Origin of the sequence: Christiangramia flava JLT2011 (genome assembly GCF_001951155.1) — a bacterium.
Classification (GTDB): Bacteria; Bacteroidota; Bacteroidia; order Flavobacteriales; family Flavobacteriaceae; genus Christiangramia; species Christiangramia flava.
In genome coordinates, this window is record NZ_CP016359.1 from 1,346,547 (window position 1) to 1,370,695 (window position 24,149).

Here is a 24,149-nt window from a genome sequence, read left to right on the forward strand (position 1 = left end):
AGTCTATTTGGAGGTGTTTCGAGCCTGGTTTTCCATAGGTTTCAGGCATTCGTAGATCAATTTATTGGCCGGAGTTTCGATTCCAAGTTTCTCGCCTTCTTTGACAATATAGCCATTAAAATTTTCCAGTTCGGAAGGTTTTCCCTGCATGATATCCCGTTGTGTGGAAGCCGTGGTGCCCTCGGGTTGCGCGTTGATGATCTCAAAAGTTTTCTGAAAATGTTCTTCGGAAAGCGGAATACCTTTCGCATTGGCAACCGCAATCATTTCCCGCGCAGTTTTTTGCATGAGATCATATAAATAGTCGCTTTCCCTGATCTTATCAATACTCACACGGGTGAGACCGCCAATTCCGCTAACCGTGCAGATAAAAAGAAATTTTTTCCAGATCTCCAGCTGAATATTTTCAGCAATCGAGTTACTGATCCCGGCATTCTCAAACACCTGATGAACCTCCTGAACTCTTTCGGTTTTCACGTTGTCGATCTCGCCAAAAGTAATTCTCGGTTCATAAGCGGCGTGTTTGATCTTTCCTGGTTTTTCGATATAACTAATGATAAAACAAAGTCCGGCCAGTACATTTTTCTTCGGAAGAATTTCCAGCAGTTTTTCGGCGTTATCGGCACCATTTTGCAGTGGTAATACCATGGTTTTATCACCGATTACCGACTTAATTTCCGAAGCAACCTGCGGAATTTGCCAGGATTTCACTCCAAGAATGACGAGATCTGGCGTTTCCACTTCCGATAGATCATCAGTTGCCAATTTTGGATGAATGGTAAAAGTCTCATCAATACTTTCAATTTCGAGTCCGTCTTTCCTGATCGCCTCCAGGTGTTTCCCCCTGGCGATCATCGTTACCTCATAACCAGCTTTTGCCAGTTTTCCACCAAAATAGCCACCTACACCGCCAACACCGTAAATCAATATTTTCATAACCTGTTTTTCCCAAATTTATGCAGAATTCCAAACTTTACATGCCTGGAAAATTCCTGAAAAGCACCTTCAGGCTTTAATAAAACCTGTAAAATTTCCTCTGAAAGAATAAAACCGAAACTTTCAGCGTTTTAAAGACCGGGAAAGCTGAACTTTCTTATTTTTACAAAAAATCTGCAGTCTCTTTATGACCACATCTTTCGAAAGATATCAGAAACGCCGACTCATATCTTCCTATTTTTCAGTGATTATCAGTATTTCGTTAGTCCTTTTCTTATTGGGAATTCTAGGGCTTTTAGTGTTGAATACGAAAAAGGTGGCTGATCATTTCAAGGAACAGATCGCGCTGACGGTATACCTGAAAGATAACGCGAAAGACGTGGAAATCGAACAGCTGAAAAAAAGCCTGGCGATGGCCGATTATACCAAATCAACCAATTATGTTTCCAAGGAGCAGGCAGCCGAGCAACATAGCGAAGATATTGGCGAGGATTTTATGGACTTCCTGGGCTACAACCCGCTGCAAAATTCCATTGACATATTCATGAACGCCGATTACGTTTCTTCCAAACAGGTCGACTCGATCGCCAGCGGACTTGCAGAAAAGAATTTTGTAGATGATGTGGTGTACGATAAACCGCTAATTTCGCTACTGAACGAAAATGTGCGAAAAATAAGCCTATGGGTTTTGGTAGCCAGCGCCTTATTTACTTTTATCGCGGTGCTTCTGATCAACAGCTCCATCAGGCTTTCGGTCTACTCCAAGAGATTTACGATCAAAACCATGCAGATGGTGGGTGCCACCAAGGGATTTATTCGGAAGCCATTCATCTGGCAGAGTATGAAATTGGGGCTGGTAGGTTCGATTGTGGCGATCATCGGTATGGCGGGAGTGCTGTATTACCTGAACGACAGTTTTCGAGAACTGGATCTGCTGGGTGATGTCAAAATGCTCACGGTCCTTTTCGTCGGAATTTTGGTTGCGGGAATTGTCATTACCTGGATCAGCACCTATTTTGCCACCTCCAGATTCCTGAACCTGCAAACAGATGAATTGTATTATTAGCTTCCACTGAAGCAAAAAGATATTAAAATGAGTGAACAACAGCATCGAAACAGTTTTAACACCGGCTTCGTGTTCGGAAAAAAGAACTACAATTTTATGCTAATAGGTCTGGGCGTGATCGCGCTGGGATTTATTTTGATGGCCGGTGGCGGCAGTGAAGATCCCAATGAATTCAGCGATGCGATCTACAACTTCCAGCGAATTCGCCTGGCTCCCGCACTGGTATTGATCGGTTTTGGGATCGAAGCCTATGCCATTTTGTTGAATCCGGATAAAAAGAAGCACTAAGTTGGACGCATTAGACGCCGCGATCCTTGGAGTCATCCAGGGACTTACCGAATTTTTACCCGTTTCTTCCAGCGGTCACCTGGAACTTGGAAAAGCCATTCTTGGAGACCTGAGCGTACCGGAAGAATCGCTGCTTTTCACCGTTATCCTGCATTTTGCAACTGCCTTGAGCACACTGGTAGTTTTCAGAAAAGATGTTTGGGAGATCTTAAGCGGTTTGCTACAGTTTAAATGGAACGAAGAAACGCAATTTTCTCTCAAGATCATTATTTCCATGATCCCGGCCGCGGTGATCGGAGTGCTTTTTGAAAGCGAACTGGAATCATTGTTCAGCGGCAATATCATTTTTGTTGGATTTATGCTACTCATTACCGCCCTGTTGCTGTGGCTGGCAGATAAAGCCAAAAACACGGGAAAATCAGTAAGTTATTCCAATGCTTTCGTGATTGGCGTTTCTCAGGCCATTGCGATGCTTCCCGGAATTTCCAGGAGTGGCGCTACCATTTCCACTTCCGTACTACTGGGAAATGACAAAACAAAAGCCGCCAGGTTTTCGTTTTTAATGGTCGTTCCACTGATCTTCGGAAAGATCGCCAAAGACCTTTTGAGCGGAGAACTTTTGCACAGCAACGTAGGATTTGCTCCACTCGCCATTGGCTTTGTCGCTGCCTTTCTTGCCGGTCTTGCCGCCTGTACCTGGATGATCGCCCTGGTAAAACGAAGCAAACTTTCGTGGTTTGCTATTTACTGTTTTGTAGTGGGGCTGATAGCCATTATTTTTGCGTATGCGCAATAAGGAACTCACGGCTGAAGATTTTAAAACTGGCCAAATCTTACTCATCGACAAACCACTGCACTGGACCTCGTTCCAGGTAGTGAACAAAGTTCGCTGGTTAATAAGAAAACGTCATCATATTAAGAAGATAAAGGTCGGGCATGCCGGAACATTGGATCCGCTTGCCACCGGGCTCCTGATCATCTGCACGGGAAAATTTACCAAAACGATTCCGGAATTACAGGGACAGATCAAGGAATATACCGGCACTATCACTCTGGGATCAACAACACCCTCTTTTGATCTTGAAACCGAAATCGATCAGCACTATCCCACCGATCATATTACCGAAGAACTACTTCAGCAGACTGTGGAAAAATTCAGCGGCGAGATAGAACAAACACCACCGGTTTTCTCAGCTTTAAAGAAAGACGGAAAACGGCTTTATGAATATGCTCGTAAAGGTGAGGAAGTGGAAGTTTCAAAACGCAAAATTGAAATTTCGGAATTTGAAATAAATACTTCGGCTTTCCCGGAGATCGGCTTCCGCGTGGTTTGCAGTAAGGGAACATATATTCGTAGCCTCGCACACGAATTTGGGCAGGCACTCCACAGTGGCGCTCATCTTTCCGAATTAAGAAGGACCAAAATTGGCGATTATTCCGTAGAAAACGGAATGGACATTGCATCATTTGAAAATTCATTACCTTCACGGGAACAGGATTGATCCCCGGAACGGTACGGTTTATATGGATTTTTTTGACAAGCATAAAGCCCTGATCATTACTTCACTGATTTTTGCGGTGCTGTTGCTATCACTCTACAACCTGAATCTTTCCAATCGTAACCGGGAAGCCGCTGAAATGCTGGTAGATCTCGAGCAGTTCAAAACCATGGAAGAACAGGAACCTGAAAAAGCTCCGGAAACCGAAAAACAGCCTCAGAATACCCGAAAAATTCAGACCAACCGGGCATTCAACGAAAATAAAGCCGAGCGTGAGGCTGATATGGACAACAGGTTGAACGAAATTTTCGAAAAGAACAGCGCCCAGCAGGAAGAGCTGGAAAACGAGAGCACTTCGGCTTCTGAAGGAAATTATTCCGTCAGGAAAAAGAATGCTACTAAAAAACAAACTGCTTCCGAAGGAGCTGATCAAACTAAAAACCTGGGCCAGAAATCAGCTGCTTACGACTACAGCTCGATCTCCTTTAGCCTCAAAGGCAGGAACGCCGTGAAGATCCCGAATCCTGTTTATACCTGTGACCAGGCCGGGAAGATCGTGGTTAATATTACGGTTAACGAAGCCGGAGCAGTGACAGATGCCGCGATCAATAAAGGCAGTTCCTCGTCGAACAATGAATGCCTTACCGAGCGCGCACTGCAATATGCTTTGGGCGCCAGGTTTACCCGCCTGAATGGTCAAAATGGCCAAATTGGTACTATTACTTACTATTTTAAATCTTAGATATGGATGATTTGAATCGCTGTGGCTGGTGCGTTGGCGACCCGCTGTACGAGGCGTACCACGATGAGGAATGGGGAGTCCCGGTACTGGATGACGAAACCCTATTCAAATTTCTGACGCTGGAAACGTTCCAGGCCGGTCTTAGCTGGATCACAGTCCTGCGGAAAAGGCAGAATTTCAGGGAAGCTTTCGATCATTTTGATTACCGAAAGATCGCCACCTACGACGAAACAAAAATTGCTGAATTAATGGATAATGCCGGGATCATCAGGAACCAGATGAAGATCCGGGCGGCCGTGACCAATGCCGCTGCTTTTATGAAGGTTCAGGATGAATTTGGCAGTTTTAGCAAGTATATCTGGCAGTTTGTGGATTACCAACCCATTCAGAACGATATTCCATACTATAAAGAGGCGCCGGCGACTACCGAACTAAGTGACCAGATCAGCAAAGACCTGAAAAAACGCGGGTTCAAATTCGTGGGTTCTACCGTGATTTATGCCCACATGCAGGCGACCGGGATGGTGAACGATCATCAGGTAGATTGTTTCAGATACAAACCTGTTCAGGACTTGGCCAAGAAAATGCAGCAGTCATGAAAAAACTTGTCTTATTATTCCTTCTGATATCTGTTTCGGTTTTTTCACAAAATGAAAAAGCTGAAAAAGAGGAAAGTATTAACAGGACTGAAATGCCTGAAAAAGCTCAGCAGTATCTTGCTGAAAATCTTCCGCAGCATGCCAGGAAAGTCCGCTATTATTTTGAAACGGATGGCGACAGGAAAAGTTACGAAGCAAAATTTAAGTTTCAGAAGCATCGGTACAGCGTGGAATTCAGTGCGCCGGGTCAACTGGAAGACATCGAGATCGAAGTAGATCACAACGAATTGGACGAGGAGATTTTTCAGAAGATCAGCCGGCATATAGATCGCGAAAATGAGCGTTTCAGGATTGAAAAGATCCAGTTGCAGTTTCTGCCGGACACCACCGGAAAATTACCTCTTGAGAAAGTCGGTTTTCAGGCCCAGCCTGCCAACTACGAGCTAATCGTCGCTACGAAGAATTCGGGAAAACTGGAAAAATTCGAGATGACCTTTGATGCACAGGGAAATTTTGTAAAAAAGAGAAAAGCCACCAGAATTTCGTATGACTACCTCATTTTTTAAATTTCTATTCTTCGGAATCTGCCTTGTTTTTATAAGTTTTCCAATGCGGGCGCAGGATGCTTTTTCTGCCTTCCTCGAACCGGAAATTTCCATCAATTGGAACAGGCCCAATCGCTGGTCCTTCAATTTTGCATTTGGGAACCGTGATATTCTACACGAAAGGCAAGAAACGCAATTTAGCGTTCAGCATCTCGAGCTAACCCATTTTACCAGTTATGAAGTAGGCTTTTATGGCAAGCTGAGTTTGGGTTTGCGCTACCGTTTTCGGGAAATGTTTGACAACGCTAATCATAACGAGGTACGGATTATCCAGCAATATGCACGTGAACGAAGCTTCAACCGGGTGGCTGTTGCACATCGCTTCAGGCTGGAGGAGCGTTTTAGAGACCGAACCACTTTCAGAAACCGGTACCGTTTTTCGGTAGAATTTCCGCTGAATGGCGATCGCGTGAACCGTAACGAATTTTTCCTGGTGACAGAAACCGAAGCTTTATGGAGTCTTGGAAAACAAGAGAAACCGTCACTAGAACAGCGATTTGGAGTAAGCCTAGGCCGCGCCATTTCCAAAGATGCCAAACTGGAACTGGGAACTGAATATCGCCTAAATGATTATATGAAGGAGACGGCCGGCGAACTTTTTATTTCCACGCAGCTCAGCATTTCTATTTAAGGAACTTTAAAAATTCTTCCCGCGGAATTTCACGCGCACCAAGACTTTCCAGGTGACTGGTATAAACCTGGCAATCTATAAGCTTCACGCCTTCTCCCTGAAGTTTCTGAACGAGTTTAATAAAACCGAATTTAGAAGCATTACTCTTGTTTGAAAACATACTTTCGCCACAGAAAACTTTTTTTTTCCGAAGGTACACACCATAAAGTCCGCCAACCAGCTGCTCGCCATCCCAAACTTCCACACTCTGTACAAAACCTTCCCGGAACAGGGACGCATATTCCTTTTTGATTTCGGGCGTAATCCAGGTTCCGTCCTGGCCCTCCCGGGGCACCTGGGCACAGGCATCGATCACGGCCTCGAAATGCGCGTTGTAAGTAACCTGAAATTTCTGCTGATTGAGATACGGGCGCATGCTTTTGGCTATTTTCAGTTCCTCGGGAAATAATACCATTCGCGGGTCTGGCGACCACCACAAAACAGGCTGTCCCTCATTGTACCAGGGAAAGATCCCTTTTTGATAGGCATTTTTTATCCGGTCTTTGTTCAGGAAACTGGTTACCGCCAAAAGGCCTTCATCATCGGCCATCTCAACCGGCGGAAAATCGTCTTCTGGTCTTAAAAAATACACGAGAGAAATTTTTGTTGAAAATAAAAAAGTCCGACCAAAACATGACCGGACTTTCTCTTAAATTCTATTATTACTAGAACGGAAGATCATCGTAATCTTCTTCATTCAAATCATTTGCAGGCTCGAACTGGTCTGGGGGTGGCACATTTTGTCCTCCCGGTTGCTGAGCAGCCAGGTTCTCAATTCTCCAACCCTGGATCGAATTGAAATACTTAGTTTCACCCTGTGGGCTTACCCATTCTCTACCGCGCAGGTTAATCCCGATCTTTACCGGTTGCCCAACCTGAAACGTGTCTAAAAGACTGCATTTATCCTGTACGAACTCGATCATTAAATGTTGCGGGTACTGCTCCTCAGTGGTTACCACCACTTCGCGCTTTTGAAACCCGTTATTTCCAAATGATTTAGTGTCGCCAATAAGCTTGATTTTCCCTTGTACTTCCATATTTCCTATTTTGCTAATAATATTTTCCAGGCGCTTTTCGGCTCATTCCGGTCCAGGTAAACCTGCGCCATTTTATGTATTTTTTCGGTGTTCCCTTCGGAAATGATTTCGGCTGCTTCCGGGTTCGCTGCTAAAAACTGCTGAATAGCTGCTTCCTTCGGAAGGCTCTCCACATTTCCTAATTTTCCGTAGTCATTACCGGTAAGAACCTTGCTTTTCCTGATCTCTTCCGGAATCTGATCCACCCCGATCCCCAGTGTTGACAATGGCTTCGGAACTTCAAACATCCCCAGGTTTGCCCGGGTGTACCAGTTCCCGCCCATTCTTGCAACCTGGTCTATTTTATGCTGATCAATATAACCGTTTTCATCGAGAATTTCTTCTTTGATATGCATTTTCAGCACATGGCAAATCACGAGGTTTCCGGCACCACCTTCCTGCCCGGTTTCCATCACTTCGTGCACTTTGCATTCCATTTGCACCGGGGATTCTGCAACTCTGAAAGGCTTTACCAAATCTGACTTCAACGGAGTGAGTCCCGCTTTTTCAAACTCATTCACACCTTCGTCATATTCAGTACTGGAAAGAGACATCTGTTGAACGATATCATAATTCACAATATTGATCACTACCTCATCTATTTTCTTGGTATTCTCGTAAGTATGTTTGGTGGTATTATCCCTTCCGCGGCGAGCCGGAGAAAAGATCAGCACCGGCGGATTGGAACCAAAAACGTTAAAAAAACTGAACGGCGAAAGGTTCGGCCTGCCCTGTTCGTCTATGGTACTGGCAAACGCAATAGGCCTGGGCCCAACGGCTCCCAACAGGTACTGGTGCAATTTACCAACGCTTACATCTTTTGGTTCAATCGTGAGCATAGATTCGTTTTTCGCAAAGGTAAAGAATTGCTTAGGGAATATAAAGCCGCGCCTTACAATAAAAATTGCTTTAAAACGCTTATATTTAATTGAAGAATCGTATCAAGAAATTCATGAATCTACCCGACGAACGCAGCTTTAACCGCTGGTTTATCATTTTCTCCTGTCTTGTCGTGATCACCCTGGTTCTCTGGAATACCAGTATTTTTTTCCAGAGACTGAAGGAAGACGAGCGCTCGAAAATGAACATCTGGGCCGAAGCCTACCAGGGAATAGATTCCGCTTCAGACGATGCACACCTGGAACTCATCCTCGAAATTCTCAATAACAACACCACCATCCCTATCATCTATGTGAACGAGGAAGGCGATATTGCCGATACTTCAAACATCGAAGCTGAAATTACCGATAATGCCGAAAAGCTCGAGGAGTACCGCCTGGAACTGATGGATGAGAACGAACCGATAACGGTTGACCTTGGCGAAGGACAGGTACAGTATATTTATTACGGCAACTCCCCGGCACTCAACAAACTGAAATATTACCCAATTGGTTTAACACTAATAGGCTTTCTGTTCGTAGGCGTGGTCTACTTCTTTTACACCACGACCAAAAATAGTGAACAGAACAAGCTCTGGGCGGGGATGGCCAAGGAAACGGCACACCAGATCGGAACTCCGCTTAGCTCGCTCATTGGCTGGACTGAAATTTTGAAAGCCGAAGAAGTCAACCCATCCTTTGTGCTGGAAATGGAAAAAGATATCGAGCGTTTGAAAACCATTACCGAGCGATTTTCAAAGATCGGTTCTTCGCCAAATTTACAGGAGACCGATGTGGTTCGCGCTACCCGGGAAACATTCGAATACCTGAAAAGTCGTTCTTCCACTTTGATAGATTTCCAGATCAGGACCCCGCGCCAGCCCATTTTTGTGATGCTCAACGAGCAATTATACAGCTGGACGATCGAAAACCTGGTAAAGAACGCCATTGATGCCATGCGCGGAAAGGGCAGTCTCAGCATCGAGATCAAGCACGACCTGAAACAGGCGCATATTTATGTGACCGATTCCGGGAAGGGGATTGAGAAGAACCGTTTCAGGACGATCTTTGACCCGGGCCAAACCACGAAAAAAAGAGGTTGGGGACTGGGTCTTAGCCTGGCCAAACGCATTGTGGAAGAATACCATAACGGCAAGATCAAAGTGGCGAAAAGTGAGATCAATAAAGGCACTACTTTCCAGATCAGCCTGAAAAAAGTCTAGAATCTGGAAATTATTTTCCGTATTTCTTCCGGAACCGGAATGGTTTCCTTCTTATTAAAATCAAAATATACCACTACATCCTTCCCTTCAGCACAAGTTTCCCCTTGTTCATCCAGGATCCTGTGCTCTATTCCGAAGCTTTTTGTGCCGATGAAATCAAGCCTGGTCTTAATGAGGGCTTTGCCGGGATAATACAGTGATTTTTTGAAATCGCATTTCGTGGAAACCAGCATGGCTCCCTGGTTGGTTTCACGAAATTTGGCATGAATACCGCTGGCTTCCCAGAAATTCACTCTCCCGCTTTGCAAATAGCGCATGTACGACACGTTGTTCACATGCTCGTACATATCGAGATCGCTCCAGTCTATCCTGATTTCCAGGCTGAGTTTATAATCTTCCAAGGGGATCACAGCTCGATATTCTCGCTGATCTCTGCAGCCAGTTTTTCAAATTCCTCTTGACTCATTTCCACGGAATTCGAAAAATTCATTCCGTCCATATTATTCAGTGGGATCAAATGCACATGCACATGAGGCACTTCCAGGCCCACAACTGCCATTCCCACGCGTTTACAGGGTACGGTCTTTTCCAAAGCGATCGCCACACAGCGCGTAAAAAGCATTAATTCCCGATAATGATTCTCTTCCAGATCCCAGATCTTATTAATCTCTTTCTTCGGAATGCAAAGCACATGGCCTCTTGCATTGGGATTGACATCCAGGAACGCCAGAAACTGGCTGTTTTCAGCTACTTTATAAGCCGGAATTTCTCCGTGTACTATTTTGGTGAATATTGAAGACATATACTTTTTAGTTGGTTCTTAAAATTAAAAAATCCTTTTCTGAATTCCGAAAAATAGCGGACCAGAAAAGGATTCATTTTTAATGCTTACCTGAAGATCAGTCTCTCCAGATCTCGAGAATTTCGAATTTAACGGTTCCGTTTGGCACCTGGATTTCAGCCACATCGCCTACTTCCTTACCCAGCAAGCCTTTCCCGATCGGCGAATCTACTGAGATCTTACCCGATTTTAAATCGGCTTCACTCTGTGCCACCAGCTTATATTTCATTTCAGCTCCATTCGTCTGGTTCTTGATCTTCACATGGGAATGTACCAATACTTTGGACGTATCCAGCTGTGATTCGTCTATTACCCTGGCGTTTGCCACAATTTCCTCCATTTTAGAGATCTTCATCTCCAGCAATCCCTGAGCTTCCTTGGCCGCATCATATTCGGCATTCTCACTTAAATCTCCTTTGTCCCTGGCTTCAGCAATCGCCTGCGAAGCTTTTGGTCTTTCCACGTCTTTAAGATGATTCAGCTCATCTCTCAGTTTTTTTAACCCTTCTGGGGTATAATAAGATACTTTGCTCATAACTTCTACGTTTTAGTAATTGACGGCCTGAGGGAAAAATCCCTTAACCGAAAAACCCTAATAATGATCTGTAATACTATTGATTCCTGTAAAGTTTCAGGAAAGTCCGGTTTTCGTTGTCAAACCGGAGAACTATTGCATCATTAACAGAAAAAATCCCATTTTTACCGGGATTTCTTTTAACAAATGTAAGAAATTTAATGATTCGGTACAATTATATTATTTTAGCCGTAACGCCAATTTTATGAGAAAAATTACACTTTTGAGTCTGCTGGTCCTGATGCTGTTTTCCTGTTCAGGAAATGATGATTATCGAGGAAATCCAAACCTGGCAGATCTAAATTTCAGTTTACGGTTGAACCTCACTTTACCGGAATATAACCAGTTGCAATATGCGGGCAATTCGTATGTCACTTATAATTATGGCGTCAAGGGGATTGTGATCTACAACATCAATGGCAGCCAGTTCACGGCTTTCGAACTCAGCGACCCGAATCACCCGGCTAGCAGTTGTTCAGGAATGACCGTAAATGGCGTGATCGCGACCTGTAGTTGTGAAGGCAATTCTTATAATATCATCACCGGTGAGCCGGCCAGCGAGGAAAACCTGCAGTATACCATGAAACCTTACCGCATTCAGCAGTCGGGTTCGATCATTGAAGTCTGGAATTAAAAAACCCCCTTCCTGCACCCTACGCTCAGAAAGGAGGCCTCAAAACTGGCTAAAGTTTACTTTTAAAATTTCAGGTTCAAGCCCAATAAGAAATTGGTTGTCGCCTGGGGATAATATCCTGCTCCTTCGAAGGTTTCTTCCCCAGAAGGAAAATCGGTATTAGGAACATTATAGGTATAATAATAACCGTTCGAGACATATTTTTTATTGAAAATATTGTTCACAAGACCGGTCAACACGACTTCCCGGAAGATCCAGGGTTTCTGCAAAGTATACTGCACATTGAAATCTGATGTGAAGTACGCGTCGAGTTTAGAAGCCTCCGCTTCGGTATTGCTCATAAACTGCTCCCCCACATATTTGCTTAAGAGTTTCAGTTCCAGATTTTGTACCGGGCGATATTCCAACATGTTCCCGGCCACGATTTCCGGAGAAAATGAAATATTGGTATCGCCATAATTCACCAGTTCCCCGTTGAAAGTACTTACGAAATCAACGTTTTTGTTTCGGCTAAGGGCAATATTTGGGCGAATGCTGAATTTTTCTGAAAGGCGGAACATCGCATCTACTTCGAGTCCCAACCGGTAACTATTCCCGCTGTTCTGGCGAATGAATGCACCTTCATCATCGATACCGCCCGTAAGCACCAGCTGGTTTTGATAATCCATGAAATACAGGTTGGAATTCAGCTGAAAATTCTCATTTTTCCATCTCCATCCCAGCTCAAAATCATTGAGTTCCTCCGGCTCCGGATCACCGTTCTCGTAGTCATTTCGACTTGGTTCCCGATGCGCACGGGCATAAGAAGCGTATAACTGACTATCTTGCCTGATCTCATATGTTAGCCCGGCTTTCGGATTAAAAAAGCTGAAATGATCATCGTTCAGGAACTGGCTGCCGTCATCCACGATTCCATCAGTCTGGTAAGTAACGGTTCGCAACTGAAGATCGGCATAACCGGCAAGTTTTTCAGTAATGGCGAAATTGGCCTTTCCGTAGATATTGAAATCGGTTTTATCAGCCGTATTGAAATAATAGGGATCATAAGGATCGTTATTGTGGGCAAAACGGCTGTAGATGACCTCGCCAAAATGGTCCCCTTCATACTTGTTCCAGCCCCCGCCAAGGGTGACATCCCAGTTGGTGTCCTGGTAATTCATGCTGAAAACGGTTCCGTAGAAATCATTATCCAGCCAGCTACGTACCACCAGATCTGAAGTTTCTATCGTTTCGCCATTCGAATCGAAAGGCTGCATCCCGAAATCGCTCAAGGTCTCATCTTCCTGGTATTCTTCGTAATAACCCCGCCCGATGGTATAATGAAACGCGATGTTGGAAGACCAGTTCTCGTTGTATTCCTGGTTCCAAAGCAGCTGGTAATGATCCTGCTGGTAATTATCGGTTTGGTTATCGTAGAATTTTACATTCCCGTTTTCATCGGTATAAATTCCGGCAGGATTAAAAGTACGATCTGTTTCTAGAGTTTCCTGATCAATCCCGTACCAGGCCTGGTAAGTGCGCTCCTTTCCGCCGAAAGTAAGTGCTTTAACCAGCGTATGATCGTCTACATAAGTACCCTGTAGAAAATAGGATTTCAGGTCGGAGCTGGCCCGGTCAATATACCCATCGCTTCGAATTTTGGAAGCGCGGCCCGCAAATTCCCAGTGATCGTTCATCAAACCGGTGCTGAATTTCATGGTGTGCTTGAAAGTATTGTAAGACCCAATGCTGTTCGCCAATTCTGCCTGGGCTTCTTCTTTATAAGAATCGGTCAAAATGTTCAGGCTGGCACCAAAAGCCCCGGCCCCGTTGGTGGAAGTTCCCACTCCACGCTGCAATTGCAGGTTTTGAACAGAAGACGCAAAATCTCCCAGGTTCACCCAAAAGGAACCCTGGCTCTCCGCATCGTTGTAAGGAATTCCGTTGATGGTTACATTCACTCTGGTTGCATCGCTACCACGCACGCGCAGGCCTGTATAGCCAACGCCCGCTCCGGCATCAGTCGTAGTAACGACGTTTGGCATGTAGTTCATCAAAACAGGAATATCCTGGCCCAGGTTACGGTCGGCAATTTCCTCATTGGTAAGATTGCTGTAGGTAATAGGCGACTGGGCATTCACGCGAACCGCGGAAAGGAAAACTTCCTCCAAAGATTCTTCAGCCCCGGCCAATTCCATGTTGAGAACAAGATCCTGGTTCAAAACTACTTTCTTTGTCTTCTGGTTTCCGTAAGAGAAAACAATAGTGTAAATGCCTTCTTCCAGTTCCAGAGAATAAGCACCCAACTCATTGGTGAACGTCCCGGAACCCGTGCTTTGCACATACACCGAAGCGTCTTTGAGCGGTTTGCCATTCTGGGTAACAATTCCCGAAATTTCAAATTGTTGTGAAAAGGCCTGTATGGAAAAGAGTAACAAGCCTGCAAAAAATAATACATTTTTCATTCGTAAAGCTTTTTACGAATAAAAGGGGCGATTATTCTTAGGTTAAAAATTTATAAAAAAAATCCTGAAACTACCGGTTTTCGGCAATATTCAGGAGTACATACACAGCGCTTTCGCGCTAATCCCTTGGCAGCATTACCTGCCCAGGTTCATTGGGTATGATCTCAGCCCGACGGGCACCCCTTTGAGATTCGCGGCAAATGTAAGACGCTTTTTGAGAAATACAAGGCTTTTATTTTCATTTACCAGAATTGCTTTATTTTTACACAAATTTGCCCGATGCAGAATTCCAGACGATCCTTAACGCTCAAAGTGGTGGCTGGCTACCTGATAGTCGCCATCGTAGCCGGTTTTTCTGTATATTTTATCTACCAGCAGGTAGTTTCCTATTCTGAAATTGCCGAATCTAATGCCGAAAATAATCAGCAGCTCATTCTCCTGAGCGAGATCACTGCCGATCTCAACAAATCTGAAAACACCAGCCGCCGGCTCATACAGGCCGGAAATGATGAGGATCTCAGTATTTATGACGCGCAGATCGACACGATTAAGGAAAAACTGGATCAGCTAAAGTCTATTTATCCCAACTTTGACCTGGAAGCAGAAACCGACAGTATTGCCCAACTGCTGGAGCAAAAAAAGGAAAATCTTAAAGACCTCGATTCCCTGCGCGCTACCGAAAGCAATACCAACTACTACGCGAAAGTGCTCAAGGAACTGAAAAGCATCGACCAGTCTTTCCAGGATTATAATTATGAAAATCGCTTCAGAAACCTAAAACCTTACCAAAGAGATGTGCTCATTAAATTGCTGGAATATTCCCGGGAAGATAATGCAGAGCAACTCACCAACCAGCGCCTGGATTCCATCGTGCAATCTGTACGAAAAGTACTTATCGAGCTGGAATATGCCAACCGGCAGTTCCTCAGCAAGGTGAATGATAAGGAGACCGAGCTGCTGAATAACGATATGATCCTGAACCAGCGCCTCCGGAACATCCTTACCGGCATGGAGATCAAGGAGCGTGAGAACTCCATGGAGCGTTCCCAAATTTTCCAGTCCATGCTACGGGAAACCAGCAACAACATTATTATTGGTGGGATCATTATAGCGGTTATCATTCTCTTTTTCATCATTAATATTGTTGGAGACATCACCAAAAGTCAGCAATACCGCATGCAGCTGGAAGAGTCTAAAAGTTTTGCTGAATCATTGCTGGCCAGCCGGGAGCAGTTCATGGCTGCCATCACTCATGACCTGCGCAGCCCGTTAACCACCGTCATGGGGTATACAGATCTTATTCAGAAGACAGGACTGGACGAGAAACAGAGTCACTACATTAGGCAGGTTAAGAAGTCTTCAGAATTTATCCTGAGACTGGTAAACGACCTACTGGATCTTTCCAAACTGGAGGCCGGAAAAATGTTAATAGAAAGCCTGCCATTTAACCCGAAAAAACTGGTGGAAGACACCGTTCACAATATCATTCCTGCAGAAAAGAAAAAAGAGGTCAAGATCAGGATCGATACTCCACCGGAAGTGAATGTACAGGTGAAAAGCGACCCTTTCAGGATCAAGCAAATTTTGGCAAATCTCATTTCGAATGCCTGGAAATTTACCGAAGAAGGCAGCATCGTCATTTCGGCAGAACTGCAACAGCTGCGGGAAGACGACCGTATTTTACAGTTTCGGGTAAAAGATTCCGGGATTGGTATTTCCGAAGCCATGCAGGAAGCCATTTTCGAGGAGTTTTCTCAGGAGAACAGCAGCATTGAAAAACGTTTTGGCGGTTCCGGACTGGGACTCGCGATCACCAAGCGACTTACCGAGTTGCTTCAGGGAAAAATCAGCCTGAAAAGCAAACAGGGCGAAGGCAGCGAATTTATTATCGAAATCCCGGTCATAAAAATTGGGGATCTGGAAGATTCTTCAGAAGAAATGGAAGAAACGGAAGAAATTCCGGAGATCCAAAGCTCTGGAAAAACCGCTTTGATCGTGGATGATGAGCCGGGGCAACTTTCCCTTACTGTGGAACTGGCCAGATCAATGGGCCTGGAGATCGAAACTGCAGTAAATGGTAAAATTGCGCTTCAGAAGCTGACCGAAAAAATGTACGATATCATTTTAACCGATATCCAGATGCCGGTCAAAGATGGTTTTGAACTCATCAAAGCCATCAGGGATAATAACGACTGGCAGGATATCCCCGTTATCGCGCTGTCTGGCCGTACTGATGTAGAGGATAAAGTCTACGCTGATGCCGGTTTTGACGATAATCTTTTAAAACCTTATAAACCGGCAAATTTAAAAGCCGCCATTGCCGAGCTACTGGAATTAGACCAGCAAGATCAGGAAGCAATAGATGGGGACACCGATAAATTCCGTTTTAAGAATTATGACCTCAGCGAGATTTACGAATTTTCGGGCAACGATGAAGAGGCCATGAACACGATCATCCAGGCTTTCCTGGAGGGAGCCGCCAGCAGCCTGAAAGAGCTGGAGGATGCATACCGCAATGAGGATAGTGAAGAAACTGCCAAGATCGCTCATCGTATGCTGCCTATGCTTCGACAAATGAAAGCGGTTACTATCACGCCCAGTTTATTGAAACTGGAAAAACGAGAAAGTATTCCGGAAGAAGAATTCGAATCTTTAAAGACCAATCTTTCCAACCTGATGCAGGATCTGGAAAGCGTTACAGTTTAATTCCGTATTGTTTTAGCTTATTGTAGAGCGTTTTGCGGTCTATGGAAAGCATCCGGGCCGCCTTACTTTTATTACCTCCCGCCTTCTCCAGTGCGTCAAGAATCAACTGCTCCTCGTTCTTATTTTTGAAAAGTCCGTAATCATTTTCATTGGTACGACTTGCGGTTGCGATCTCGTGTGGCAGCACTTTTAGGGGAATCAGCTCATCCTGGGTAAGCAATACAGCTCTTTTCACCATGTTCTTCAACTCCCGAAGGTTTCCAGGCCAGCTGTAATTCCGAAAGGCATGGATCGCCTCGTCGCTAAATCCTACAACATTCTTTTCCAGGTCAGCATTGGCTTCATCCAGAAATTGGTTGGCAAACAACATAAGGTCTTCTTTCCGTTCGCGAAGCGCCGGAACCTTTATGGAAAATTCATTCAAGCGATGATACAGGTCTTCACGGAAATCGCCTTCCTTTACAGCCTTGCTCAGGTCTTCGTTGGTCGCAGTAACCACCCTGATGTCTACTTCAATCTCATTATTGCTTCCAACAGGTTTAACCCGTCTTTCCTGGAGCGCTCTTAATAATTGCACTTGCAGCTCATAACTCAGGTTCCCGATCTCGTCCAGGAACAAGGTTCCGCCATTAGCAGCTTCAAAATGCCCGGTTTTATCATTGATCGCACCGGTAAAAGAGCCCTTTAAGTGCCCAAAAAATTCACTGGAAGCCAGTTCCTTCGGAATAGCGCCGCAATCTACCGCGATAAAAGGAGCTGCTTTTCGTTTACTGTTCAGGTGGATGCTTTTGGCGATCTGTTCCTTACCGGTACCGCTCTCTCCGGTAATTAAAACCGACATATTGGTTGGCGCAACCAGCTCGACGTAATCGTTCAATCTTCTGGAAGGTTCGCTCACGCCGCTTACGAGGTTCAGGTTCTCGTTGATTCCTGCTGAAGATTTTTTAGCTGTCTTAGGCTTGGAAATTTTTTCAGCAACTGGCGCCACATCGGTGCTTTTAAGAGCATTTTCGATGGTTTGCAGGATGCTTTCTGGTCTAAAGGGTTTTGACACATAATCGAAGGCGCCTTCCTTCATCGCCTTCACCGCCATGCTGATTTCTGCATAACTGGTCATGACTATCACCGGGGTCGCCGCGTTCCTGTCTTTTGCCTTCTGAAGGATCTCCAATCCGTCGTTATCGGGCAAACGAACATCTGTGAGAACGAGATCAAATTTAGTGTCACTAATATTTTTAAAGGCTTCTGAAGCGGAATAAACCAGTGAAACCGAATAATCCCTTTTTTCAAGGAAGGTTTTCAACATGGTTCCGAAGGCAACATCGTCTTCTACGACCAGAACTTTAGACATACATTTCAATTAAAACATGGCAAAGGTAGTAATCTTTAACTCATTAGGTTTCAAAAGAAATTATAAAAAAAGGAAGACGATACGAATCATCTTCCTTTTTCAAGAAATCTAACATTTATTTTATGTCTTTCTAAAGATCCAATTTCAACAGGTTTTCTGCTTCCTGCCCAGGGGCAAAAGGAAAAAGTGGCTTTATAGTGTTAGTTTTCTGGTCGTTAATAGTGCGGTAAACCGCAAAAGCCACTTTTAAATTTGCCGGTTGGGGTATTAAGTTACTTCATGAACCTGCCGTCCCGGAGTTTGGGTTCTCCTTTTTAGAACTGTTTACTCATCTCCCTCGTCTTCCATTTCCAGCCAATTGCCATCCTGGTCTGCGAAGGCAGTTTCAGTTTCACCTTTCACATCGATGTCGATCTTATAGATCTTTTGGTCACCCTCTGTTTTCACCCAGGCTTGAGAGGCAAATGCACCGTTATAATCGGTCATAATCGCATCTTTTACCGGTTGTGGCAACTGCATCACATCAAGATCAGTGAAATCTTCCTGAACTGTTACTTCAGTCTCTACCGTTGTTTCAACTTCTACTTCCTGCTCCTTATCTTCCTGTGCCTGGATATTCTGGCTACTGAAGAAGATCGCTCCCATGGTCATTAAACCGAAGATCATTTTTTTCATAATCATTTAAGTTTTTGTGGTTATCATAGAAATAGAAGAAATTGTGCCAATTTGAAACATTTTAGTTAAAATGCTTATTATGAACAGCATACCAGTTAGAAGGGCTCACTTATTCTGAAAATTTTATGTAGAAAAATGAGAATCCGGCCTACAATTATGGGGAGATTTTTCCTCAGTTAGCTGTTACAAATGAAGAATACATGCTCGTATAAGAAGCTTCGGAATGTCCTAAAATAGAAAAGGCCCCGTAAGGAGCCTCTTCAATCCGAAAATCTAAATTATAAAACAGAATAAATTAAAGCCAGTTAGCTATTTATTCCATTCCCAATACTAACCTGCTTAAGTAATATGAAAAACTGTACCAGAACGTAGAATTTAGCACCCGCACACTTAAAAACCAGCAAAACAAGCACTTAAGCCTTAAATATCGAAAATGAAGGTTTTTAAAAACTGTGCAATTTGTGTGGAAGTGGACAAAAAAGTGAGGAAAATTCCACACAATTTTTCATTTTAACGGGTTTTTCCTGTTGGCCTTAATTTCAGATTTCTGCTTCTTCTGTTTCAAGCGTATTATTTTGGAAGCTTTGGTGGGTTTGGTCTTTTTCCGAACTTTTTTCTTTTTAAGTGCGTCCTGGATTTCCTTTAAAAAACTTTCGGTCACCAGTTCCCTATTGGTATGCTGGCTGCGGGATTCTTCGCACTGCATCTTCAGCATACCTTCCTTGGTAATACGGTTCGATAGTCTTTTATGAATTCGCGCTTTTTCCTCTTCGGAAAGCCCTTCCGAAGCATCCACCTCAAAACTCAGTTCCACTTTGGTAGCCGTTTTATTTGCGTGTTGCCCCCCGGGACCGGAACTGCGAACGGCTTTAAAATGTAATTCGGCAAGAAGCTGCTCCTTATCCATTCCTTTCGGGCTGGTGCGAATCTTTCAGCAGGTCTGAAACGGTCTTTACAGGATTAAAGGTCTCCACCGGCACTTCCACAAAAATAGTATTCCATTTGGCCATTCCACCGTTCCACAATCCGGGACGTTCCAGTGCTTTCAGCGGCTTACCGTCTTTTGTTTTATCTGCGATGAAACTCATGTCTTCGTCTACATATTCGTGAAGGTCAAAGCCTTTTCCCTGGTGATCTCTCAGGCAGCAAACAATATCTACCGGATTGAAATGCGTTGCCTCTTTCGCCGTCTTGGCCTGTTCCGGGTTACTGTCGTCAATCTGTGCACCTTCGATGATCTGCAAAGAAATCTCCCCGTTTTTATCTTTTACCAGGAAAGGGCCTCCGCCAGGTTCTCCTTCATTCTTTACCATTCCGCAAACTCGCAACGGGCGGTGCAGTTTCTCCTGAATATAAGATTCTGTAATCGGGGCTCCAGATTCATTTTTCACGAAGAGCTCTTCAGAAAGGAAATGCTTCATCTCATTCAGTTTTTCTTCGGAAAGGTTCCCGGCATCCAGTTCTTCGAGGTACTGGAAGATCTGCTTCTGTACCTGGAACAATTTTCCGCCCAGCATTTTTTTATAGTCTACCACCAGCTGAAGGGATTTTTCAGTCACCACATTATCGATATTTTTCACAAAAACGATCTCTTCATGAAGCTGATTCAGGTTTTCAATCAATGCCCCGTGCCCACCAGGCCTGAAGAAAAGATCCCCTTTTTCGGTCCGGAATGGTTCAAAATGATCATCTACTGCAATGGTATCGGTTTTAGGGTCCTGGTAGGAATATTCAATTTCCAATGTCACCCCGGTTTCCTTTTCCAGCCTCGGCTGGATTTCTTTCCATTCCTGCTGAAACTTCTGTTTATCTTCCGGCGCCACGGTAAAATGCACTTTGGCCTTATCATCTATGGCGATATAGCGCGCAGCTTCCACCAAATGCTCTTCAAAAGCGGTAGCGGTATGGGAATCATATTGATGAAAAGGCACCAGTCCCTTCGGAAGATCGCTTAAATACAAACCCTTCGAACTCAAAATGGTTTCAACCAGCAGTTTATGTTGCTGGTGCGAATTGAGTTCCTCGTAATTGCTATGATTCTTTTTCGTCTTTTCCAGTGCATGCTCATAGAACGGTAGCTCTTCGATCTTTGAGAAAAACAGTTGCAGACTGGAATCACCGGCACGGTCCAGGTAATCTCTCAGGTCTTCATTATCGGCATCGTATTCATCAGCCAGGGTATGTAAAGCCTTGAACATTCGGGTCGCAGCCCCGGATGCCGGCACGAATTTCAGCAGGGAATGATTGGCTTTTTCAGAATCGTAATACTGGATCAGTTCCCGTTGGTGCCGATCTTCGATCCCGCTGATTCCCTTCCCAATGGTCGCGGCTTCGGTGATATTTACCTTTAGATTACCTCTTTTAAAAATGGCGATCTGTTCTTCAACTTCTTTGGTGGTTAAGCCTTTGTCTTCGATCTGGAGAATATCCTTTTCACTAAATTTCACGATATGGTTTCTTTTAATAGTTGGTTAATGGTTTTCACGGCTGCCTCCAGCCGCTCTTCCCGGTTCCCTTTCAGAATCTGATAGGGTAATTGCTGTTTTTTCAGCTCATTTTCAAATCTTTGAAACATCCCCTCACGGTCGTGAGGTTTATCCCTAAGATCGTCGGGTATCCAGGGAACATCAATATACGTCAAAAAGTAGCAATCGTAAGTGTTGTTTAACGCAGGTTTAAGAAGTCGCGGGTCGCAGTAGCCATCATAATAGGCTTCAGAATACACCTTTAATTCCAACAGGTTGGTATCGCTGATGAGCAATTGATCGCATTCTTCGGAAAGTTCATTTTCCAGCCTCATCTGTCCTTCAGCGATGGGCAGAAGATCTCGGGGTTCGCATATCCTTTTTTCCGCATCCCAAACCTGCTGAAGGTATTCCCGCATATATTCAGGAACTACCGGTTCGCCATAATATTTGGCCAGGTCTCCGGATAGCGTTGTTTTCCCGGTGGATTCGGGGCCAAAAATGACAATCTTCAGGCAGTCACATGGCCTTTGTTTAAACTTTTCTTCCATACTATATATCCCTGAATTGCCAAAATGGTGAATATCACATACTGCAACGACAGCATGCCCAAGCCTCTGTATGCATACAGTGGGACGGTGATGAGATCAGCAAAGATCCATAGCGTCCAGTTCTCCAGCTTCTTGATCGCCATATACCACATGGCTGTAAAAAATACTCCGGAAGTGAAAATATCGATGTAGTTCGCCGCTTCGATCTCGCGACCAAAAGCCCGGTAAACGCCATAGGTCACCAGCATCGTGAGTAAAAATAAACCAAAACCAATTATTTTCTCCCGGAAGTTGGTTCGGGTAATCGGCACTACGTATTCGCCATCGCGCTTTCTGGACCAGTTCCACCAGCCATAAATACTCATGACCGAATAGTAAAAATTCATCATCATATCACCATAGTACCCGGCCTTGTAAAGCAAATACACCGTAAGAACGGTGGCGATCAGGCCCGTGGGATACACGAGGATATTTTCTTTTTTAGAATAATATACGCTCAGAATCCCGAAAATGAAAACCACCACTTCCAGTAAGATGGAGATCATCGTGGCTTCCCGGTAAGGATCAAGGAAAAAATCAAAAATTTGCTGCATGGGCAAAGCTGGCTGCTGGGTCTTAGTCTCAAAGTTAGCCATATTCCTCCAGCTGCAAAATCGCTAAATGATTTTTAGAACAGAAAAATGGCAAAACCGAAGCAACGAATTCAGAAACATTGCATCTTTATAAAAACTACCAATGAAAAATATTTTGCTTGTATTCCTATTCCTGTGCCTGGTTTCCTGTACAAAAGAGGATGCTTCGGAAGGATTCTGGATCAATGCCAAGGTCCTGGAAATGCGAAGCGGTTGTAACAGCTGGAAAATACAGGATCTGGACAGAACCGACACATCAAATGATTTTGGCATATTTTCAGAATACAACCTACCTGAACAGTACAAGATCGAAGGCCTGGAACTGCGATTGAAGATCAGGCAAGCTCATCAAGATGAGTATATCATTTGCACCGCGATAGATATTAACTACCCGCTGCGAGTGATCACAGAGGCACGGGAAAAATGATCAGGCCATCGAATGGATCCCGATCATACTCCCCTCGGTATCCTTTACCAGCGTGATAAAACCATATTCGCCTATGCTCATTTTTGGCCGAGCCACTTCCCCTCCGGCCACTTTCACTCGAGCCTCTTCCACACTGCAGTCTTTACTGTAAAAATAAACGATCGTGCTGTTCCCTCCTGCCGCCACACCCTTGACCTGAACCAGCGCGCCGCTAGCCCTATTTTTTGTTTCCATATCGGCTGGAAAAGCCAGCATTTTGAAAGATTCTTCCGTGGGATCTCCCAGTTCAGCAAATTCAAATTGGAAAACCTCTTCGTAAAATTTGCGGGCGCGCTCGATATCGTTCACATATATTTCGAACCAGACAACAGGATTCTTCGGTTTCATAAGCAACACATTAAAAATTAGACTCTTAAAAATACTGATTTTTTGCTTCGGAAGTATGGCTCTCTGCCGCAAAAAGCTGAAAACTGATATTTTAGAGCTGGTGTTAGAATGGAGTGTTCTGAAAGCTTCACATTCCTTATTTTAGAGGCACTTCAGCTAAAAGGATTACCGGAAACTGCCATTTTCAAAAGCCGTCCCGATCACCACCATATCTGCTCCGGCAGCATACGCACGCTGCAACTGGGCCGTGTTACGAATTCCGCCGCCCACGATTACCGGAATAGTCGTGGCAGTATGTACCTCCGCAATGATCTTTTCCGAAACCGGAAATTTCGCCCCGCTGCCTGCCTCCAGATAGATCAGTTTTTTTCCAGAATACTGCCCGGCAAGTGCCGTATTCACAATATCCTGCACCTGTTCCTGCCGGAGTGGGATCGTATTACTCACCCGTTGTACCGCGGTTTCATGACCTCCGTCGATCAAAATATAGCCGGTGGGGATCACTTCCAGCTGGGTTTGCCGGATCTTTTCTACAGATCGCACCTGCTGCTCGATCAGATATTCCGGATTTCGCCCGGAAATCAGGCTTAAAAACAAAATCGCATCGGCATGGGCAGAGATCTGATTTTGATCTCCCGGAAACAGGATGATGGGAAGAGCTGTGAAATGCTTCAGCCATTTCACCACCTCACAGGTACGGCCATTGGCCACGCTACTGCCTCCAACCAGCAAATGAGTGACATCAGAAGGTAATTTCCGAAGAAATGCTTCCGCAGTATGTTCTTCGAATTTATCGGGATCGATGAGTACTGCCAGCAGTTTTTGAGAGGAGCGCCGGGCTTCTTCGATCTCCTGAAGGTATGCCTGTGACTGGACCAAA

At 44.6% G+C, this 24,149-nt stretch carries 28 protein-coding genes; 12 read left to right on the forward strand and 16 right to left on the reverse strand.

The genetic code is table 11. The features are described from left to right. Positions 1-3: 3 nt before the first annotated feature. On the reverse strand, positions 4-936 hold the full coding sequence (locus GRFL_RS05675) for a ketopantoate reductase family protein (protein ID WP_083643690.1): 933 nt from the start codon (positions 934-936) through the stop codon (positions 4-6). A gap of 187 nt (positions 937-1,123) precedes the next feature. Between GRFL_RS05675 and GRFL_RS05680 the strand changes: the two genes are divergently transcribed. From GRFL_RS05680 to GRFL_RS05715, 8 genes are read left to right on the forward strand one after another with little or no spacing between them, the layout of a single operon-like run. After that, positions 1,124-2,002, forward strand: coding sequence for a cell division protein FtsX (locus GRFL_RS05680; protein ID WP_083643691.1), 879 nt, complete (start codon positions 1,124-1,126; stop codon positions 2,000-2,002). Positions 2,003-2,029: 27 nt separating this feature from the next. Beyond that, positions 2,030-2,290 (forward strand): DUF3098 domain-containing protein, encoded by a 261-nt coding sequence (locus GRFL_RS05685; protein ID WP_083643692.1) that lies wholly within the window; start codon positions 2,030-2,032, stop codon positions 2,288-2,290. Position 2,291: 1 nt separating this feature from the next. Beyond that, the gene (locus GRFL_RS05690; protein ID WP_083643693.1) at positions 2,292-3,086 is read left to right on the forward strand and encodes an undecaprenyl-diphosphate phosphatase; all 795 of its coding nucleotides are present in this window, start codon (positions 2,292-2,294) and stop codon (positions 3,084-3,086) included. Beyond that, positions 3,076-3,792: a tRNA pseudouridine(55) synthase TruB gene (gene truB, locus GRFL_RS05695; protein ID WP_083643694.1), complete on the forward strand. Its 717-nt coding sequence runs from the start codon at positions 3,076-3,078 to the stop codon at positions 3,790-3,792. The genes GRFL_RS05690 and truB overlap by 11 nt, the downstream gene beginning before the upstream one ends. Then, positions 3,749-4,531, forward strand: coding sequence for an energy transducer TonB family protein (locus tag GRFL_RS05700; protein WP_236995888.1), 783 nt, complete (start codon positions 3,749-3,751; stop codon positions 4,529-4,531). The genes truB and GRFL_RS05700 overlap by 44 nt, the downstream gene beginning before the upstream one ends. 2 nt (positions 4,532-4,533) lie before the next feature. After that, entirely contained in the window at positions 4,534-5,130 is a 597-nt protein-coding gene (locus GRFL_RS05705; protein ID WP_083643695.1) for a DNA-3-methyladenine glycosylase I, read from the forward strand. Further along, positions 5,127-5,696 carry a hypothetical protein gene (locus GRFL_RS05710; protein WP_083643696.1) on the forward strand — a complete coding sequence of 190 codons (570 nt, stop codon included), beginning with the start codon at positions 5,127-5,129 and terminating at the stop codon, positions 5,694-5,696. Before GRFL_RS05705 ends, GRFL_RS05710 begins: the two co-directional genes overlap by 4 nt. Next, positions 5,677-6,366 carry a DUF2490 domain-containing protein gene (locus GRFL_RS05715; RefSeq protein ID WP_083643697.1) on the forward strand — a complete coding sequence of 230 codons (690 nt, stop codon included), beginning with the start codon at positions 5,677-5,679 and terminating at the stop codon, positions 6,364-6,366. Before GRFL_RS05710 ends, GRFL_RS05715 begins: the two co-directional genes overlap by 20 nt. Here the strand turns inward: GRFL_RS05715 and aat are convergent. From aat to GRFL_RS05730, 3 genes are all read right to left on the reverse strand, one after another. After that, on the reverse strand, positions 6,359-6,997 hold the full coding sequence (gene aat, locus GRFL_RS05720; protein ID WP_083643698.1) for a leucyl/phenylalanyl-tRNA--protein transferase: 639 nt from the start codon (positions 6,995-6,997) through the stop codon (positions 6,359-6,361). The genes GRFL_RS05715 and aat overlap by 8 nt on opposite strands. Before the next feature lie 73 nt (positions 6,998-7,070). Next, entirely contained in the window at positions 7,071-7,442 is a 372-nt protein-coding gene (locus tag GRFL_RS05725; RefSeq protein ID WP_083643699.1) for a DUF3127 domain-containing protein, read from the reverse strand. 5 nt (positions 7,443-7,447) lie between these two features. Continuing rightward, a complete protein-coding gene (locus GRFL_RS05730) occupies positions 7,448-8,320 on the reverse strand; it encodes a flavin reductase family protein (protein WP_083643700.1) in 873 nt (290 codons plus the stop codon). 113 nt (positions 8,321-8,433) lie between these two features. Between GRFL_RS05730 and GRFL_RS05735 the strand changes: the two genes are divergently transcribed. Further along, positions 8,434-9,582: a sensor histidine kinase gene (locus GRFL_RS05735; protein ID WP_083643701.1), complete on the forward strand. Its 1,149-nt coding sequence runs from the start codon at positions 8,434-8,436 to the stop codon at positions 9,580-9,582. Here GRFL_RS05735 and GRFL_RS05740 read toward each other — a convergent pair. From GRFL_RS05740 to greA, 3 genes are all read right to left on the reverse strand, one after another. Next, on the reverse strand, positions 9,579-9,992 hold the full coding sequence (locus GRFL_RS05740; protein WP_236995889.1) for an acyl-CoA thioesterase: 414 nt from the start codon (positions 9,990-9,992) through the stop codon (positions 9,579-9,581). The genes GRFL_RS05735 and GRFL_RS05740 overlap by 4 nt on opposite strands. Next, the gene (locus GRFL_RS05745; protein ID WP_083643702.1) at positions 9,989-10,384 is read right to left on the reverse strand and encodes an HIT family protein; all 396 of its coding nucleotides are present in this window, start codon (positions 10,382-10,384) and stop codon (positions 9,989-9,991) included. Before GRFL_RS05745 ends, GRFL_RS05740 begins: the two co-directional genes overlap by 4 nt. A 97-nt stretch (positions 10,385-10,481) precedes the next feature. Next, positions 10,482-10,958: a transcription elongation factor GreA gene (gene greA / locus GRFL_RS05750; RefSeq protein ID WP_083643703.1), complete on the reverse strand. Its 477-nt coding sequence runs from the start codon at positions 10,956-10,958 to the stop codon at positions 10,482-10,484. Between the two features lie 244 nt (positions 10,959-11,202). Between greA and GRFL_RS05755 the strand changes: the two genes are divergently transcribed. Beyond that, positions 11,203-11,631, forward strand: a complete 429-nt coding sequence (locus GRFL_RS05755; RefSeq protein ID WP_083645979.1) for a Rieske (2Fe-2S) protein — start codon at positions 11,203-11,205, stop codon at positions 11,629-11,631. A gap of 62 nt (positions 11,632-11,693) precedes the next feature. Here the strand turns inward: GRFL_RS05755 and GRFL_RS05760 are convergent, their stop codons facing one another. Then, the gene (locus GRFL_RS05760; RefSeq protein ID WP_083643704.1) at positions 11,694-14,075 is read right to left on the reverse strand and encodes a TonB-dependent receptor; all 2,382 of its coding nucleotides are present in this window, start codon (positions 14,073-14,075) and stop codon (positions 11,694-11,696) included. A gap of 279 nt (positions 14,076-14,354) precedes the next feature. On the opposite strand from GRFL_RS05760, the gene GRFL_RS05765 reads away from it, so the two are divergent. Further along, positions 14,355-16,781 carry a hybrid sensor histidine kinase/response regulator gene (locus GRFL_RS05765; RefSeq protein WP_083643705.1) on the forward strand — a complete coding sequence of 809 codons (2,427 nt, stop codon included), beginning with the start codon at positions 14,355-14,357 and terminating at the stop codon, positions 16,779-16,781. Here GRFL_RS05765 and GRFL_RS05770 read toward each other — a convergent pair. The 6 genes from GRFL_RS05770 to pnuC all read right to left on the reverse strand — a co-directional run bounded on the left by GRFL_RS05770 (position 16,771) and on the right by pnuC (position 22,416). Beyond that, a complete protein-coding gene (locus tag GRFL_RS05770) occupies positions 16,771-18,132 on the reverse strand; it encodes a sigma-54-dependent transcriptional regulator (RefSeq protein WP_083643706.1) in 1,362 nt (453 codons plus the stop codon). The genes GRFL_RS05765 and GRFL_RS05770 overlap by 11 nt on opposite strands. A 324-nt stretch (positions 18,133-18,456) precedes the next feature. Further along, a complete protein-coding gene (locus GRFL_RS05775) occupies positions 18,457-18,813 on the reverse strand; it encodes a hypothetical protein (RefSeq protein ID WP_083643707.1) in 357 nt (118 codons plus the stop codon). A gap of 499 nt (positions 18,814-19,312) precedes the next feature. Beyond that, on the reverse strand, positions 19,313-19,714 hold the full coding sequence (arfB, locus tag GRFL_RS05780; RefSeq protein WP_083643708.1) for an alternative ribosome rescue aminoacyl-tRNA hydrolase ArfB: 402 nt from the start codon (positions 19,712-19,714) through the stop codon (positions 19,313-19,315). Continuing rightward, positions 19,707-21,254 (reverse strand): DUF4301 family protein, encoded by a 1,548-nt coding sequence (locus tag GRFL_RS05785; RefSeq protein WP_083643709.1) that lies wholly within the window; start codon positions 21,252-21,254, stop codon positions 19,707-19,709. The genes arfB and GRFL_RS05785 overlap by 8 nt, the downstream gene beginning before the upstream one ends. Next, entirely contained in the window at positions 21,251-21,823 is a 573-nt protein-coding gene (locus tag GRFL_RS05790) for an AAA family ATPase (RefSeq protein WP_083643710.1), read from the reverse strand. Before GRFL_RS05790 ends, GRFL_RS05785 begins: the two co-directional genes overlap by 4 nt. Further along, on the reverse strand, positions 21,784-22,416 hold the full coding sequence (pnuC, locus tag GRFL_RS05795) for a nicotinamide riboside transporter PnuC (RefSeq protein ID WP_173850088.1): 633 nt from the start codon (positions 22,414-22,416) through the stop codon (positions 21,784-21,786). Before pnuC ends, GRFL_RS05790 begins: the two co-directional genes overlap by 40 nt. 142 nt (positions 22,417-22,558) lie before the next feature. On the opposite strand from pnuC, the gene GRFL_RS05800 reads away from it, so the two are divergent. Next, the gene (locus tag GRFL_RS05800; protein WP_083643711.1) at positions 22,559-22,882 is read left to right on the forward strand and encodes a hypothetical protein; all 324 of its coding nucleotides are present in this window, start codon (positions 22,559-22,561) and stop codon (positions 22,880-22,882) included. Here GRFL_RS05800 and GRFL_RS05805 read toward each other — a convergent pair whose 3' ends face one another. Continuing rightward, positions 22,883-23,269: a VOC family protein gene (locus GRFL_RS05805; RefSeq protein WP_083643712.1), complete on the reverse strand. Its 387-nt coding sequence runs from the start codon at positions 23,267-23,269 to the stop codon at positions 22,883-22,885. It abuts the gene before it with no gap. 165 nt (positions 23,270-23,434) lie between these two features. Next, a complete protein-coding gene (locus tag GRFL_RS05810) occupies positions 23,435-24,148 on the reverse strand; it encodes a phosphoglycerol geranylgeranyltransferase (RefSeq protein WP_083643713.1) in 714 nt (237 codons plus the stop codon). Position 24,149 lies beyond the last annotated feature (1 nt).

Coding starts and splice junctions, on each gene's coding strand:
- GRFL_RS05745 (WP_083643702.1), bottom strand. CDS start 10,384: ATGTCTTCAATATTCACCAAAATAGTACACGGAGAAATTCCGGCTTAT.
- GRFL_RS05790 (WP_083643710.1), bottom strand. CDS start 21,823: ATGGAAGAAAAGTTTAAACAAAGGCCATGTGACTGCCTGAAGATTGTC.
- GRFL_RS05675 (WP_083643690.1), bottom strand. CDS start 936: ATGAAAATATTGATTTACGGTGTTGGCGGTGTAGGTGGCTATTTTGGT.
- GRFL_RS05770 (WP_083643706.1), bottom strand. CDS start 18,132: ATGTCTAAAGTTCTGGTCGTAGAAGACGATGTTGCCTTCGGAACCATG.
- arfB (WP_083643708.1), bottom strand. CDS start 19,714: ATGGATAAGGAGCAGCTTCTTGCCGAATTACATTTTAAAGCCGTTCGC.
- GRFL_RS05725 (WP_083643699.1), bottom strand. CDS start 7,442: ATGGAAGTACAAGGGAAAATCAAGCTTATTGGCGACACTAAATCATTT.
- GRFL_RS05680 (WP_083643691.1), top strand. CDS start 1,124: ATGACCACATCTTTCGAAAGATATCAGAAACGCCGACTCATATCTTCC.
- GRFL_RS05775 (WP_083643707.1), bottom strand. CDS start 18,813: ATGATTATGAAAAAAATGATCTTCGGTTTAATGACCATGGGAGCGATC.
- truB (WP_083643694.1), top strand. CDS start 3,076: ATGCGCAATAAGGAACTCACGGCTGAAGATTTTAAAACTGGCCAAATC.
- greA (WP_083643703.1), bottom strand. CDS start 10,958: ATGAGCAAAGTATCTTATTATACCCCAGAAGGGTTAAAAAAACTGAGA.
- GRFL_RS05730 (WP_083643700.1), bottom strand. CDS start 8,320: ATGCTCACGATTGAACCAAAAGATGTAAGCGTTGGTAAATTGCACCAG.
- GRFL_RS05735 (WP_083643701.1), top strand. CDS start 8,434: ATGAATCTACCCGACGAACGCAGCTTTAACCGCTGGTTTATCATTTTC.
- GRFL_RS05760 (WP_083643704.1), bottom strand. CDS start 14,075: ATGAAAAATGTATTATTTTTTGCAGGCTTGTTACTCTTTTCCATACAG.
- GRFL_RS05705 (WP_083643695.1), top strand. CDS start 4,534: ATGGATGATTTGAATCGCTGTGGCTGGTGCGTTGGCGACCCGCTGTAC.
- GRFL_RS05805 (WP_083643712.1), bottom strand. CDS start 23,269: ATGAAACCGAAGAATCCTGTTGTCTGGTTCGAAATATATGTGAACGAT.
- GRFL_RS05710 (WP_083643696.1), top strand. CDS start 5,127: ATGAAAAAACTTGTCTTATTATTCCTTCTGATATCTGTTTCGGTTTTT.
- pnuC (WP_173850088.1), bottom strand. CDS start 22,416: ATGCAGCAAATTTTTGATTTTTTCCTTGATCCTTACCGGGAAGCCACG.
- GRFL_RS05715 (WP_083643697.1), top strand. CDS start 5,677: ATGACTACCTCATTTTTTAAATTTCTATTCTTCGGAATCTGCCTTGTT.
- GRFL_RS05755 (WP_083645979.1), top strand. CDS start 11,203: ATGAGAAAAATTACACTTTTGAGTCTGCTGGTCCTGATGCTGTTTTCC.
- GRFL_RS05800 (WP_083643711.1), top strand. CDS start 22,559: ATGAAAAATATTTTGCTTGTATTCCTATTCCTGTGCCTGGTTTCCTGT.
- GRFL_RS05685 (WP_083643692.1), top strand. CDS start 2,030: ATGAGTGAACAACAGCATCGAAACAGTTTTAACACCGGCTTCGTGTTC.
- GRFL_RS05765 (WP_083643705.1), top strand. CDS start 14,355: ATGCAGAATTCCAGACGATCCTTAACGCTCAAAGTGGTGGCTGGCTAC.